Source organism: Nostoc sp., from assembly GCF_036917455.1.
Taxonomy (GTDB): domain Bacteria; phylum Cyanobacteriota; class Cyanobacteriia; order Cyanobacteriales; family Nostocaceae; genus Nostoc.
On sequence record NZ_JBALDK010000124.1, the window covers coordinates 1 to 13,796 of the forward strand.

Consider the following 13,796-nt stretch of genomic DNA (forward strand, 5'->3'; position numbering starts at 1 on the left):
TAGCCTCTAGACCGTGGTGTTCTAATTGATGAGAGAATATTAAATTAACCATCACAAAAGTTTAAATTCATTGATCATGGCGAAAATCCAGTTTTCTAAAGGTCTTGACGAAGAAGTAACTCCAGAGGTGCGGTTGACGCGATCGCGCACTGGTGAAAGTGGTACAGCGACGTTTATTTTTACCAATCCGAAGATTTTAGATCAAGGCAGTACCGAAGACATTACCGGGATGTACTTGATTGACGAAGAAGGGGAGATAATTACCCGTGAAGTTAAGGGTAAATTTGTCAACGGGAAACCGGAAGCATTAGAAGCAGTTTATGTGATGAAATCTGCCCAAGAATGGGATCGCTTTATGCGCTTTATGGAACGGTATGCTGAAGAAAACGATCTCGGACTCAGTAAGGCGGAAAAATAGGGCATAGGGCATAGGGCACAGGACATAGGTAATTTTTTCATGTAAAATGCGCTATTCTCCGTGCCCAATTGTCCATTATCAAAAGAAAGTTAAAAGCTTAACCCATGACACAACAGCCCCATCCAGATTCACCTGGGATTACGGTAACTTGTGCTGTGATTACTGTCAGCGATACACGCAAGCCCGAAACAGACAAAAGTGGCCAACTAATTCAGCAGTTACTCATTGGTGCTAACTATGCTGTCGGAGCCTACACGATTATCAAAGATGAACCAACACAAATTCAAGAGCAGATAGAACATCTGGGTAAAAGCTCAAATTTGGATGCTGTAATTTTTAATGGTGGGACAGGTATTGCACCAAGAGATACCACCTACGATGCCATTGAGAAGTTACTGGAGAAAACTTTGCCAGGGTTTGGTGAGTTATTTCGTTTTTTAAGTTATCAAGAAATTGGTTCGCGGGCGATCGCTTCTCGGGCTGTTGCTGGTATTTATCAAGATAAATTAATCTTCTCGCTTCCTGGTTCTAGTAATGCTGTGCGGCTGGCGATGGAAAAACTAATTGTGCCCGAACTTACTCACTTGGTAAGTCAGCTATATAAGGGATTGAAATGAGTAGCCTTTTAAGAAGCTATATAAAATTAAGGAATAAAGTACTGAAATCATCCTTTCTACGCTTACATCTTGAGACAACCCAGAATTATAGTAAAACGAATGAAATGTTAATATCAGGTCAGCAATGGAGCCTATTTACTGGAACTGCATAATTGCTCACGGCATCACTGCATTTTCATACTTTGGCATCCCTATATTAATAGGGATTTTCTTTGCCAAAACCAAGGCAACTATCCCTTCTAAGTTTTGGCCAGCGTTTTTATTATCAGGTGGATTCGTAATATTTTGCGGATTTCATCACCTTTTGGCGGTCTTTGAGCTAGATTCGGCAGTGTCGCTGTTGTACTTGGGCGTACTTGATGTAATGGCATTTGTCTCATTATGTGTATTACTATGCCTAATACCAAGCGCTTATCAAATTTTAGAGGCGATCGCCAAATCTCAAGAAAATACCCGCGAACTTCAATGCAGCCAGCAGATACAAAGGCTATTCCTAGATCAGGGCCCCTTTGTAGCCTATATCAAAGATGAGCAATCTAGAGTGCTTTACTACAACCAGGAAATACAGTCTAGGTTTTCGGTAGATTCACAAGAATTGTTGGGGAAAACGGATAGGGAATTCTTGACAGATCCAGAAGAGGGGCGGCGGGTAATGGAAAACGATCGAGTCGTTTTGAAGACTTTGAGCCCTTTAAAGCTAATTGAAGAGGTAAGGATGCCTGATAACGATCGGCCGTGCTACTGGTTATCGTTTAAGTTTCCGTTTAGCGACTACGCAACGGGTGCTTACCGCATCGGTGGGATCAGTATCGATATTACAGAATCCATAGAAGCACAGCGATCGCTCACCGATCTAAATCAGCAGCTAGCAGAAAGAACACTGAAATTAGAGGCAAAAAAACGGGAACTTATATATCTCTCAGATATGGCCGATATGCTTTATTGCTGCGAGTCTGAAGATGAGGTGTACCAAGTTGTTGCTTTAACCTGTTCCAAGCTGTTTCCTGGTATGAGTGGTTGTATCTATATAATTGCTAATTCCAAGAATTATGTTCAGATGAATAGTTCTTGGGGAGATGAAAAAAGCAGTAAAGAAATATTTTCAATATCTCAATGCTGGGCATTGCGAAGAGGAAAATTAAACCTTTTATCGCCTTGTAACTCAGGACTGATGTGCAGCCACTTAATACAGCCGATTAATGGCGCACATTTGTGCTTCCCATTGTTTGGACAAGGCGAAGTAGTTGGGATTCTACACCTCTATGCTCTTGAAGAAATCAGTTCAGAAGATCAACAAATTACTGAGATTATTGCTAGAACATTAGGCTTTGCACTGAATAATCTATCGATAAAAAAACGTTTAACTTATGATAATTTGCGGGATGGGATGACCCAACTATTCAATCAAAGCTATATGGAAACCATACTGGAACAAAGGCTAGCGGAGGCTGAACGGTCTGGACAACCTCTTAGTGTTATTTTCCTTGATATTGATAACTTTAAAGCTTATAACTCGCGCTATGGGCATTTGACTGCCAATATTGTTATTCGGGGATTAGCAAAACTGCTGTTAAAATCAATTCGCTCTTTTGATATTCCTTGCCGATGGGGTGGTGAAGAATTTGTGATTGTAATGCCTAATATGACGCTGGAAACGCTCAGGAAGCGAGTAGAACAACTAAGGCTAGATGTTGAACAAATGCAATTGAAGGACGGCGAGCGGATTCTTCAAGGTATTACCGCTTCTTTTGGAATAGCTGTCTCAGAACCAGGAATTACGGTTACGGATTTTCTGAATCGGGCAAATCAAGCGATGCTTGAGGCAAAGCGAACAGGCAAGAATCGGGTTATGGAGTATGTAAATAGGTACAATTAAAATAATTCGTAATTCATAAAACTGCAAATGGTGAAATAGAATCTAGAGACGCTTCAGCGTAGCAGGAGAAAGCCCAATCCAGTTTCACATCTCTACAAGGTTTATGGATAATAGATTTTCCCCTATAAAAAACAACTCCCTGAAGATGTGGGAGTTGTTTTTTGGTCTTCAACTATTTTCTCAAAACATGATTTGATTCAGAATGAAGCTATGCCTGCGGTGGGCTGCGCCTACACTAAACAGATGGTAGCTAAAATAGCCGCGATTATATAAAATACTCCAACTACTTGCAATTCTGACCAGCCAGTGAGTTCTAAATGATGGTGTAAGGGTGCCATTTTGAACAGGCGTTTGCCTTTGCCATCGGGGCCTTTCGTGGCTTTGTAATAACTCACCTGTGCCATCACCGAAAGGGTTTCTACAAAGAAGATACCACTGAGAATGAACAGTGCTACTAAGGTGTTTGTCAATAGCGCTACAGCAGCTAATGCTCCTCCCAGTGCCAGGGAACCAGTATCTCCCATGAAAACGCGGGCTGGATTACGATTATGGGCTAAGAAACCTAAACACCCACCACTTAAAGCCGCACAGAAAACCATCAATCCGGGTGCTGTGGGTGCGATTAAGGCACCTAATGCCAAAAGTGCGATCGCTACTGTTCCTGCTGCCAAGCCATCAATCCCATCTGTTAAATTAGTCGCATTACTTTCTGCAACTAGCACAAAACCTGCTAAGGGCCAAAATAAAAATCCTAATGGTAGTGTGAAGCTTACCCAAGGTAAAGCAATATTCGTAATATTAGAAGGTTGATTAAACATCAGCCATAGACAAAACACTGCTGCAAAACCTACTTGCAAAGCGAGTTTCGTTCGGGGAGATATACCTTTATTTGATTTTCGGCGGAGAATTTGCCAATCGTCGAGCCAGCCAATCAATCCGTAGCTAATTGTCAATGCCGAAACTGCAAGGACATCTGTAGCAAAGTTAGACAAGATGCAAGCAATAATCACACCTACAGGGATAAAAAATATACCTCCCATTGTGGGGGTGCCTGCCTTTTTTAAATGAGCTTGGGGCCCATCTTCGCGGATTATTTGTCCAGTTTTAAGTGCTTGAAGTAAAGGTATTACCCAATAGCCCACAGCACCTGAACCCAGAGCACACAACAGCAGTGGCAGGGTTAACGACATACTTTGCCAAGGTAGTCTGTTGGCCATCGAATCCAAGAAAAATGCTGTTGTACCTAGACCAACGGCTAACAAAGAGGCTAGCGCGATTCCAGAAATATTTAGTCCTTGCTCAGGAGATAATTTAGCGTCCACAGAAGTTTCCCTTCACTCCACACTTATTAAATTGAATACTAATAGCTAGGGATACTACCAAGTCCCTAGCCTGAAAAGGCTAATCCTCGGCGATTCCTATATCGTCATTATCATCAAGGTCGTAGCCAATTCCATCTTCTACACCCATTAGGGAGTTTATTTCTTCTTCGCCATCTTGAAAATAAGGTTCGTGAACGTCACGTGTTATTATCCGACCCTTATTTTCCAACCAATCTAATAAAGAAGACTCTGGCTTGATGGGGATGATATGGGCTCGCTGGTTACGGGGTTCTTCACGTAATGGAGAGTTCAACATATCAAAGAAGACAAGAAAAGGTTTACGTAAGTTGACATTTAGAGTCTATCACTTGACACGGATTAATTTAGTTATCTTTTCAACCCTTTGGTTGATAAATCCGCATTCAGATAGAAATTTTTATTTAGGCTTAAGTCAAGCGATTCTTAGTAATTTTATGGTTCTACACATAGGTTATGAATATCTTGTTTATGCTGATGGAAAGTGAGTGATTTTAGAGGTGACTAGGCGATGATGGGAAAAGCGGCTCTCATAGATGCGATCGCTGGTACTAATCGCGGTTTACTGGCGACTGAAGCCCAGAAACAGGCTATCTTAGCAGCGATCGCCAATTTAGAAGACTTTAATCCTACACCCCGTCCGGTGGAAGCTGGTAATTTGCTAGACGGCAATTGGCGATTACTATACACCAATAGCAAGGCTCTTTTAAATTTAGATCGTCTACCTTTTTGCAAACTAGGTCAAATCTATCAGTGTATCCGGGTAGAGACTACCAGTGTTTACAACATAGCTGAGATTTATGGCTTACCTTATTTGGAAGGATTAGTCAGCATTGCTGCTAAATTTGAGCCAGTTTCAGGTCAACGTGTCCAAGTAAAATTTGAGCGGTCTATTATCGGCTTACAACGTTTAATAGAATACAATTCTCCGGTAACTTTTATCCAACAAATTGAAGAAGGTAGAAAATTTCCGGCAATTGATGTTGCTATAAACAGCGATCGACAGCAAGGCTGGTTAGATATCACTTATATAGATAACGATCTGCGGATCGGCAGAGGTAACGAGGGGAGCGTGTTCATATTGAGTAAAACATAAGTTTGTGCAAAAATACTGTTTCGCAATGAAGGTAAGCTATAATGGCTACCTTGTCAAGTAGGGTTTAATACAGTTTTAAATTTGGTATATGGTATTGGGTGGACGAGATGAGAGAGATACGAATAATTAATATTCAATGTCCATTGACCAATGCGCTACACCAAATTCAGATAAATAACTTAACAAAGACTCTTGCCGCGACCTTCAGGTTGTAGAGTGAAATCAATTAGCCCTCTAGATTGGCGATTGATAACTAAAAGGGAAAATAATCATGGTTCAACGTGGTTCTAAAGTACGTATTCTCCGCCCTGAATCCTACTGGTTTCAGGATCTTGGAACTGTGGCTTCCATTGACCAAAGCGGCATCAAATACCCTGTAATTGTCCGCTTTGATAAGGTCAATTACTCTGGTATCAATACCAACAACTTTGCTCAGGATGAATTAGTCGAGGTTGAAGCACCAAAGGCTAAACCACCTAAAAAATAGCAGCAAAGCTACAAGTGGGTTGTTTGATGCGATGATGAAGGGTAGTCTTAAGTCTGAAGGTATGAAGTCTGAAATTTCAGTTCATTCATTCTTCATCCTAGCCTACCCTAATCTATGAGAGCCGCCCTGCGGGTATTTACGGTTTCTCTTGGGTAATAATAACGAGCCATCTACGGCTGTGTAAGTTACTACCCCATCTCTTCTTTATTGAACCCCCAAGTACATTAAAATTGTCTGCTTAATCAGCTTGAATGCCTGAACTGCCTGAAGTTGAAACAGTCCGAAAGGGTCTAAATCAATTGACCCTTAACCAAGAAATTACGGGTGGAGATGTGCTGCTCAATCGCACCATCGCCTACCCGTTTTCTGTAAGTGAGTTTGTTGATGGAATTAACCAGAATACAATAGCTACTTGGTATCGTCGCGGTAAATATCTCCTCGCCGAACTTTCTTCCCCTTCATCAACCAGTTGGCTAGGGGTTCATCTACGAATGACCGGTCAACTACTTTGGCTACATCGAGATGAACCATTACATAAGCACACGCGGGTTAGATTATTCTTTGGGGATCGGCAGGAATTGCGTTTTGTCGATCAGCGCACCTTCGGTAAAATTTGGTGGGTTCCGCCTGGTGTTGCTGTAGAAAATATTATGACTGGTTTGGCAAAACTGGCAGCAGATCCATTTTCACCGCAATTCACTGTTGAATATCTAGCAAGTAAACTTAAAAACCGCCGCCGTCCAATTAAGACTGCGCTACTGGATCAGTCGGTGGTGGCGGGATTAGGAAATATTTATGCCGATGAAGCCCTGTTTAAGAGTGGAATTTTACCTGAAACATTGTGTATAGATTTACAGCTAAAGCAAATTGAGCGTTTGCGAACAGCCATAATTCAAGTTTTAGAAACCAGCATTCAGGCTGGCGGTACAACTTTTAGTAACTTCTTAAGTGTTAAAGGTGTCAACGGCAATTATGGTGGTGTTGCCTGGGTTTATAACCGCGCTGGAGAACCCTGTCGAGTTTGTGGTAAGCCAATTCAACGGATTAGGTTGGCTGGGCGATCTAGTCATTTTTGCCTACAGTGTCAAACCTTAGGGGGAGTTGGGAGTTAGGAGTTAAGAATTTTTACTTTTAATTCGGAACTCTCCTAAAATGCAGATAAAACAATCTATAAATTTGAAAGGAAAATTCATGGCAGTTAAAAAGGGAGATATGGTTCGCGCGATCCGCGAGAAACTGGAAAACAGTTTGGAAGCAAAAGCTAGTGATACTCGCTTTCCTTCTTATTTGTTTGAAACCAAGGGCGAAATTCTAGATGTCAAAGGTGATTACGCCCTGATTAAGTTCGGGAAAGTGCCGACACCAAACGTTTGGTTACGTGTAGATCAACTAGAAGAGTTTAAATAATAAAAAAGAATTCAGGAGTTGGAATTCAGAATGGGCTAAACGCCTCGCTACCGCTAACAGCATTTATTTCGACTTCGCTTGTTAGAGGTTGAATGAACAAGTATTTCACTGTGATTTTAGGCACTTCTTAGATCCCCCATAACCCCCCTTAACAAAGCAGGGCTGTTTCATTCCATTTCAAACAGGATTTGTCAAGATGGTTAGCGAGAAAATTGTAAGAGGATGTTTGAAAAGTCCTCTCGTTGGTAGCAAAACATTTCAGATCCCCCTAAATCCCCCTTCAAAAGGGGGACTTTGATTCCGGTTCCCCCCTTTTGAAGGGGGGCTAGGGGGGATCTCTAAGTGCCTAAAATCACAGCCAAATACTTTTCAAACTACCTCTAAGTGAGGTGACGAGAAGATGAACTTTTAAGCACTTAAACAACAGTAAAATTATTCATTTTCTTGGCACGCTGGTAACAAAATAATCAATTTTAAATCGCTAGAACCCTTGATATTTAGAGTTATTTAGGGAATGAAACAGCTCTGCCTTAAAAAGGGGGGAATAAGAGTCTTAAAGTCTCTTTTTTTAAGGGGAATTTAGGGGGATCTAAAACTTTTAATACCGACAATAGGACTTTTCAAACATCCTCTTAGACCTTTTGCAACAGTCCCTAACAGCCAATCCCTCCCCGCTTTTTGGGAGGGGTTCTGTATTTTTGATTTATGCAAGAGGTATTTTTCCCAATGCTATTTTGTTGTCCTTACTAATCCGTTGGATGCGATGACTTATTTGGCTTGCAAGCGTGTATTGGAATTAACTTTCAGCAATGAAGAAAGAGAGTGTTTGCATACTTCGGCTCAATCTGTACGTCAAAATCTTGAGCGATCGCAGGAAATTTTGGATAACAATAAGCGAGCAAATAATTCCTAATTTAAGATACAAGTTATCGGATTCATTGATGATGATTGGAATGCGTTGATTAAGTTTGAAATAGCAACAAAAAGAAAAGGCAAGAGGATTTGAACCCACTGCCTTATTTGTTATTCCAAAATTGCTCGCGCTATGAAAACCAACACCATGAGATTAATTTGGCATTAACGGCGGGAATCTTGATCTGCGGGGTCGCCGTAGGGGTCTTCGCTGGCTGGGCGGACATCACCAAACTCCCCTGTGTCTGCGGGATCGCCATAAGGGTCTTCACTAGCTGGGCGAACGTTGCCGTAAGATGCGATATCTGCGGGGTCGCCATAGGGATCTTCGCTGGCTGGACGGACATCGCCGTAAGATGCCGGGTCTGCGGGATCGCCGTAGGGATCTTCACTGGCTGGGCGGACATTGCGATCGCGCAATTGGCGATCTTGTTCAGTTTGATCGTTGTTCGATCCCAAAAGCAAGTCCTTCGCCTTTCGGAAAAATTCATCTACCATGATCTGTCTCCTGATTTGAGTTCGTGTTTCCGACGTGCGCCATCGGCGTTATCCTCCTGGAAACCCGCTTTAGATTTACACACGCTTGGCTGGTCTAGAGTTGCGGTGCTGCGGATGAAGTTATACCAGTGAGATCGCGACCTGTAGTACTTCTGTTGTAGCCTTGGAATTCCCGATATTTTTGTGCTTCAGATTCGGGGACTCGAATTCCTTCTGCTGGGGGTGTTACCCAATGGGCGCGATGTTCAGCATCACGGTAGTATACACGCCCATTCTTGGAAAGATAGTACTTACCTTGCGCTCCTTCTTGTGAAGCATTTTTATGCTGATTGTAGAGGTAATAAAGTCCAGCAGCACCTGCTAAAAGCGCCACTTTTTGCCCTGTACCCAATCCCTTCTTAGCTTCGGGTTGGTTTGTGTTGCGATCGCTCACTGTTCTACCAACACTATCATCAACAGGTGGTGGAACTGAGGCTTTTTGGGAACCGCCTCCGCAGCTACTCAGCAAGGGTACCATTAGCAATGCCGAAAGCAGCACTGCGAATAGACGCGAAACTATTTTACGTTCTTTATATATTGTATTCATCGGATTTCGTTATCACCTTTATTTGCTAAGAGCCTTGCTGTTGCAGAAACCAAGTTGAAATTCCTGTTATTTCGCCTGCGATCGAAAAAACCACTTGATTTGTAACTGCATCAGCTACAGCGTTTAATTGTCATGATCGTTGATTTTCTCAAGTCTTCCATCCTGCCTTTGAGAGAAACTGCATTCATCCCAAGGAAATATATTGTTGATTTTTGATTAATCAATTTAGCTGAAACGTCGCAATGTTCAGCAATTTCTCGGTTATTTTTCGTCGGTAAATAAATTAAAAAGATACAGTTACTATGCTGATCTTTGTCAAAAAATACACTCAATATGACATCAAAAAATGTAGCCCAAATTAGCACTCGTCTCCTTTTGGCTTTGTGGGATTTGGGAGGAACGCAACAGGAAGTTAAGAAGGGTCAACTCACGAAGCGAATTGTATCCAAAAGTCAGAAAGTAGCAGATTATCAGGGTTCGTTTGAAGAATTGCAGAATCAAGGTGCGATCGCAATCTCTAAAAAGGGATATTCTCTGACATCTCCTAAAGGTTTAGAGGTATTGGGTGAGGGTTTGAGGACTGGCGAGTTTAAGTTTGAAGGGACAATTGTCGGAACTTGGGCAGCGAATGCGTTGGTGAAGTGGATTAGTCAGATCGATGTTGCGGTAGTTAGTGCAGATGTACCAATTAATGGGAAGGGTGCGATCGCATCTTACGACAATTTTAAATTAGTGGCGCTGGAAGTCTACGACAAGCTGAACCAAAACTACAACTTAGATGATCTTGTGCCAATTTATCGTATCAGGAGAGAAATAGGCGATCGGGTTAGTCGTGAATATTTCAATGAGTGGCTGCTGGAAATGCAAGAGAAGGACATTTTGCAACTCCAAGGCGGTAGCTTGTCAGATAGCGATCCGGACAAACTGGAAGATTCCATAACTACCCCATTAAGTGGGTTACGCTGCTACGCCAAGCGTTTAAACTCATAAACCAATTCTTAGGTTGCTCTTCACACCCACTGAAACGCTAGTTTAGATGTCGTGCAGCTACAAATAGTGAGCAATCCAAAATCTAGCATCCAAAATCTAGTATCCAAAATCCAAAATTCACCTCACTCTAGATCAATGTCTAACGACAACGGCCTAATTAATGCCATCAAAAGTCACAACCCATTTGACAGACCTTTAGTAGTTAGAAGTCAAGATATTTGGGTCACAGGTTTTCCTGACGTTCCCTCTTTAAATGTCCATGCCTCAGATGCTATTTTTGATGCTATTGAAAAAGTTCGTACCAAACAACAGCCAGTCATAGGCATTACTATCAAGGCTGAAAGAGGATTAGGCAAAAGCCATCTTATCAGTCGAATTCGCCGCCAACTTCAGACTGATGGTAGTGCTTTATTTGTTTATACGAGCGAGATTAACGATTTAAATCGAATTAAAGCTGAATTTTTACGAAATTTAGCAAATAGCCTCAAACACATCGGTAGCCAAGGAATGAGCCAGTGGCGGGAATTAGCAACTGCTATTTTCAATGAAGCTTACAACAAAATCTTCACGCCAGAGCAAATGGTTCGTCACTTTTCCGAAGTTTTAAAAGTAAATTCCAAGGTAGTTGAGCATTGGACGGATCGAGTTCTGGGAATTAAGCATGACATTGAAAACCCTGATATTATCGCTGCAATTTTATGGACACTTTCCTCTAATCCATCTGAGGAGCGTTACGCTATAAACTGGCTTGCTGGTCAAGAACTACCACAGTCAAGAGCTGATGCATTAGGTTTAGCAAACTCCAGCGCTCAGGATAGAGAAGCCCAAGCTTTCAGCACAGTTCGTCAAATTCTCGATTTGATTAGTGATTACAAACCAATAGTCATTTGTTTTGACGAATTGGAAAGTATTCTAATGTGTAATGATGCTGGATTCACAGCATCACAAGTTACTGCCATTTTAGCCAAGGATTTATATGATAAAATTAAACGCGGTGTTTTTATAACGGCGATGTTTCCTCAAACCTGGACTGATCAAATAAGAGCTTTAAAAGAGGCAGAATCAGTTACAGATCGGATCGCTCAAAGAAGTATTGAGTTAACTTATCTCAAATCTGAAGATATTATTGCCTTAGTTTCCCAGTGGTTAAAAGACTTTTATGACCAACATGAAGTAACACCACCTCATTCAGTTTATCCTTTTGATGAAGAGAAACTGAGAGAACTTGGAAAGGAAAAACCAATGGTTAGAAAGGTTTTACAATGGTGTGCAGAAAACTGGAGTATTCCTACTGAAATAATAACACCACCACTGTTAAAGCACCCAGTAGAATCTGCTTTTAATAAGGAAATGGCAGCGCTTAAAAGTAAGATAAAAGATGATATTGAGGATAACAATAAACTCGCTAATGCTCTGAGATTTGGCTTTTCTAACCTAGTTGGACAAACTTTAGAAAATGTCAAAATCATGGAAATTGTAGACGTTAAAACTCGTAGTGTAGACCAAGGATATATTAATTTTAAAATTGTGGGTGAGGAGAACGCTAATATTGTAAAAATTGGCATAGCTGTTCTTGAAGGAGTTAGTGGTATGTTTCTCCAAGCTGGATTGAAGCGCTTAATTGAATACAAAAAATTTGATTTAACTCGTGGTTGCTTAGTTCGCTCTAAAAATATTAGCAGTGGTAGTAAAGCAAAACAGTATTTGGAAAAACTTTTGTCAAAACATCTAGGTGGAGAATGGGTGTTATTAAAATCTGAAGAGATTCAGCCACTCTTAGCAATTGATTATATCAGGAAAGCCCGAAATGATTATGAATTAACTGAAGCACAAATCGTTGATTTTGCTAGAGAAAATCGAATAATACTCGATAATAATCTCATCCGTGAAATTCTCAGCGATCCATCTGGGCGAATTCCTGAAGATGCTATTGATGAAAATATTTAAAATAGGTATATATTTTGGTAATAAATTTCCCTTAAGCGAAAAACTTCGGGCTAAAAAAACCAAGCCCGTACAGGTAGACTTGGTTTTTTAGCCGCAATGTTTGGATTTTTCAGCAATAATGAATAATTCTGTTGTAATTAATACTGCTATTTGCTTGCCTGCGCCAGATATTGAGGCATTAATTCAAGGACGAGCGATTGTCGCAATGTGCAAAAATTATATTGTTCCAGAGCGTCAATTTGCCCTTTATCCAACGGATGCTTCAATTAATATACTGCCAGTTGAGCAGTACTATCACTCAAGTTTCTTGGCTACTGCTAAAACTGCTCTTACCCAAGTAAGTCCTGAAACTATATCAGTTAAAGCCTGGGTAAGGTGTGAAAAGTGTGAACCTCTACATAATACGGAATCATTGTCTGCTTTATCACCGTTAACAATTTGGACTACAGAAGCATTACAAGAAATATTAACGCAAAGACATAATATTTTTTTGTTATACTTGCGCGTTTATCAGTTGTCCAAACTAATTACACTCTCTATAAAAGTAAACAGCCAGTTTGTTTACTTAGGAGAGCCTTTAACTATTTCCGAAGTCAGTCCCGTATTAAACGATCGCACTTTCGCCCAACGCAAGCATCAACTGGAAAACCGACAGCCGCCACTACACCCTGAATTAGAAGAATTGCAAAGTGCGATCGCATCCCTCATTATTAGCCAACCAGCAGCGAAACAATTAGACGACGATATCAAAGCATTTTTGGGTTGGAGTAGTGACAGGCTAATCAAGCAACCCGATGTAAATTTAGCTTGGATAAGTAATATTACAAAATTGGGCGATCGCAGCATCGAACAAGACGAGAAAAAAAATAACTACCAAGCTGGTACAGATTTTGAAAACATCGCACGTCAAAGTCTGGAGTTTTTAGGCTTCAAAGTTGAAAATGCTTTCAAAGGTGGTGCTGGAGGCTTAGATTTATATTGTTCAAAACCTTACCCTATTGTTTGCGAGTGTAAAGCGGGTAGACTTATTCCTAGCGGTACAGTTGAGGAATTAATTAAGCTAGGCGGAATGCATTTAGGTGCTGATCAATTTATTGATTCAGCAAAATTAGTAATTGGCCCAGGTAATCCATCTAGAGATATACTAAAAGCCGCGCAAAAATGGAAAGTAAGTATTATTAATGCTATGACTTTACAAAAGTTAGTTGAATTCAAAGCAAAATATCCAGGTGCTATTAATTTAGTTGAATTACAGCAATATCTACAACCTGGGCAAATTGACTATAAAATTGGTGAATATATTGATAAAGCTGAGAGAGAGATTAAATTGCGATCGCACATTATCCAGCTTGTGAAAAATTATCTACAAAACTCAGGTATAGAATCTGCTGGTGTTGAATCTCTACATGGTGCATATTTCGGTTCATATCCACCACAGCCAATAAAAACAATAGAAATGCACGAAATTCTTATAGAACTTTCTTCACCCTTAACAGGCTATTTAGGACGAATAAAAGGCAGTGATTGGAAGAGCGATCGCTTTTACTTTCTCCGCGATTTACCTATTAACTAAAAATAGTATATATCTCTCTCTTTTTTTACCT

The 13,796-nt window shown here is 40.8% G+C and carries 15 protein-coding genes; 11 read left to right on the forward strand and 4 right to left on the reverse strand.

What is annotated here, in order from left to right; translation table 11 throughout:
• Positions 1–76: 76 nt before the first annotated feature.
• The 3 genes from psb28 (at position 77) to V7K42_RS13030 (ending at position 2,911) form a co-directional block, all read left to right on the forward strand.
• Positions 77–418, forward strand: coding sequence for a photosystem II reaction center protein Psb28 (gene psb28, locus V7K42_RS13020; protein ID WP_334916748.1), 342 nt, complete (start codon positions 77–79; stop codon positions 416–418).
• 104 nt (positions 419–522) lie between these two features.
• On the forward strand, positions 523–1,035 hold the full coding sequence (locus V7K42_RS13025; RefSeq protein ID WP_094341347.1) for a MogA/MoaB family molybdenum cofactor biosynthesis protein: 513 nt from the start codon (positions 523–525) through the stop codon (positions 1,033–1,035).
• A 124-nt stretch (positions 1,036–1,159) separates the two neighbouring features.
• On the forward strand, positions 1,160–2,911 hold the full coding sequence (locus V7K42_RS13030) for a diguanylate cyclase (RefSeq protein WP_334916750.1): 1,752 nt from the start codon (positions 1,160–1,162) through the stop codon (positions 2,909–2,911).
• A 230-nt stretch (positions 2,912–3,141) separates the two neighbouring features.
• Here V7K42_RS13030 and mraY read toward each other — a convergent pair whose 3' ends face one another.
• Positions 3,142–4,233, reverse strand: coding sequence for a phospho-N-acetylmuramoyl-pentapeptide-transferase (gene mraY / locus V7K42_RS13035; protein ID WP_094341349.1), 1,092 nt, complete (start codon positions 4,231–4,233; stop codon positions 3,142–3,144).
• 79 nt (positions 4,234–4,312) lie between these two features.
• On the reverse strand, positions 4,313–4,549 hold the full coding sequence (locus tag V7K42_RS13040; RefSeq protein ID WP_334916752.1) for a DUF3134 domain-containing protein: 237 nt from the start codon (positions 4,547–4,549) through the stop codon (positions 4,313–4,315).
• Positions 4,550–4,780: 231 nt separating this feature from the next.
• Between V7K42_RS13040 and V7K42_RS13045 the strand changes: the two genes are divergently transcribed.
• The 5 genes from V7K42_RS13045 (at position 4,781) to V7K42_RS13065 (ending at position 8,172) form a co-directional block, all read left to right on the forward strand.
• Positions 4,781–5,365 carry a PAP/fibrillin family protein gene (locus V7K42_RS13045; RefSeq protein ID WP_334916754.1) on the forward strand — a complete coding sequence of 195 codons (585 nt, stop codon included), beginning with the start codon at positions 4,781–4,783 and terminating at the stop codon, positions 5,363–5,365.
• 271 nt (positions 5,366–5,636) lie between these two features.
• Positions 5,637–5,852 (forward strand): photosystem I reaction center subunit IV, encoded by a 216-nt coding sequence (locus V7K42_RS13050; RefSeq protein WP_094332781.1) that lies wholly within the window; start codon positions 5,637–5,639, stop codon positions 5,850–5,852.
• A gap of 251 nt (positions 5,853–6,103) precedes the next feature.
• Entirely contained in the window at positions 6,104–6,964 is an 861-nt protein-coding gene (locus tag V7K42_RS13055; RefSeq protein WP_334916756.1) for a DNA-formamidopyrimidine glycosylase, read from the forward strand.
• A 79-nt stretch (positions 6,965–7,043) separates the two neighbouring features.
• Positions 7,044–7,259, forward strand: coding sequence for an NAD(P)H-quinone oxidoreductase subunit O (locus tag V7K42_RS13060; RefSeq protein WP_094332783.1), 216 nt, complete (start codon positions 7,044–7,046; stop codon positions 7,257–7,259).
• Positions 7,260–8,022: 763 nt separating this feature from the next.
• On the forward strand, positions 8,023–8,172 hold the full coding sequence (locus V7K42_RS13065) for a hypothetical protein (protein ID WP_334916757.1): 150 nt from the start codon (positions 8,023–8,025) through the stop codon (positions 8,170–8,172).
• Positions 8,173–8,336: 164 nt separating this feature from the next.
• Here V7K42_RS13065 and V7K42_RS13070 read toward each other — a convergent pair whose 3' ends face one another.
• A complete protein-coding gene (locus V7K42_RS13070) occupies positions 8,337–8,669 on the reverse strand; it encodes a translation initiation factor (protein ID WP_334916759.1) in 333 nt (110 codons plus the stop codon).
• Between the two features lie 94 nt (positions 8,670–8,763).
• Complete coding sequence (locus V7K42_RS13075; protein WP_094328829.1) at positions 8,764–9,255, reverse strand: hypothetical protein; 492 nt, start codon at positions 9,253–9,255, stop codon at positions 8,764–8,766.
• 333 nt (positions 9,256–9,588) lie between these two features.
• Here V7K42_RS13075 and V7K42_RS13080 point away from each other — a divergent pair, with 333 nt between their 5' ends.
• The 3 genes from V7K42_RS13080 to V7K42_RS13090 all read left to right on the forward strand — a co-directional run bounded on the left by V7K42_RS13080 (position 9,589) and on the right by V7K42_RS13090 (position 13,765).
• The gene (locus V7K42_RS13080) at positions 9,589–10,245 is read left to right on the forward strand and encodes a hypothetical protein (protein WP_334916761.1); all 657 of its coding nucleotides are present in this window, start codon (positions 9,589–9,591) and stop codon (positions 10,243–10,245) included.
• A 135-nt stretch (positions 10,246–10,380) separates the two neighbouring features.
• The gene (locus V7K42_RS13085) at positions 10,381–12,192 is read left to right on the forward strand and encodes a P-loop NTPase fold protein (RefSeq protein ID WP_334916763.1); all 1,812 of its coding nucleotides are present in this window, start codon (positions 10,381–10,383) and stop codon (positions 12,190–12,192) included.
• Between the two features lie 118 nt (positions 12,193–12,310).
• Entirely contained in the window at positions 12,311–13,765 is a 1,455-nt protein-coding gene (locus V7K42_RS13090; RefSeq protein ID WP_334916765.1) for a DUF1802 family protein, read from the forward strand.
• Positions 13,766–13,796 lie beyond the last annotated feature (31 nt).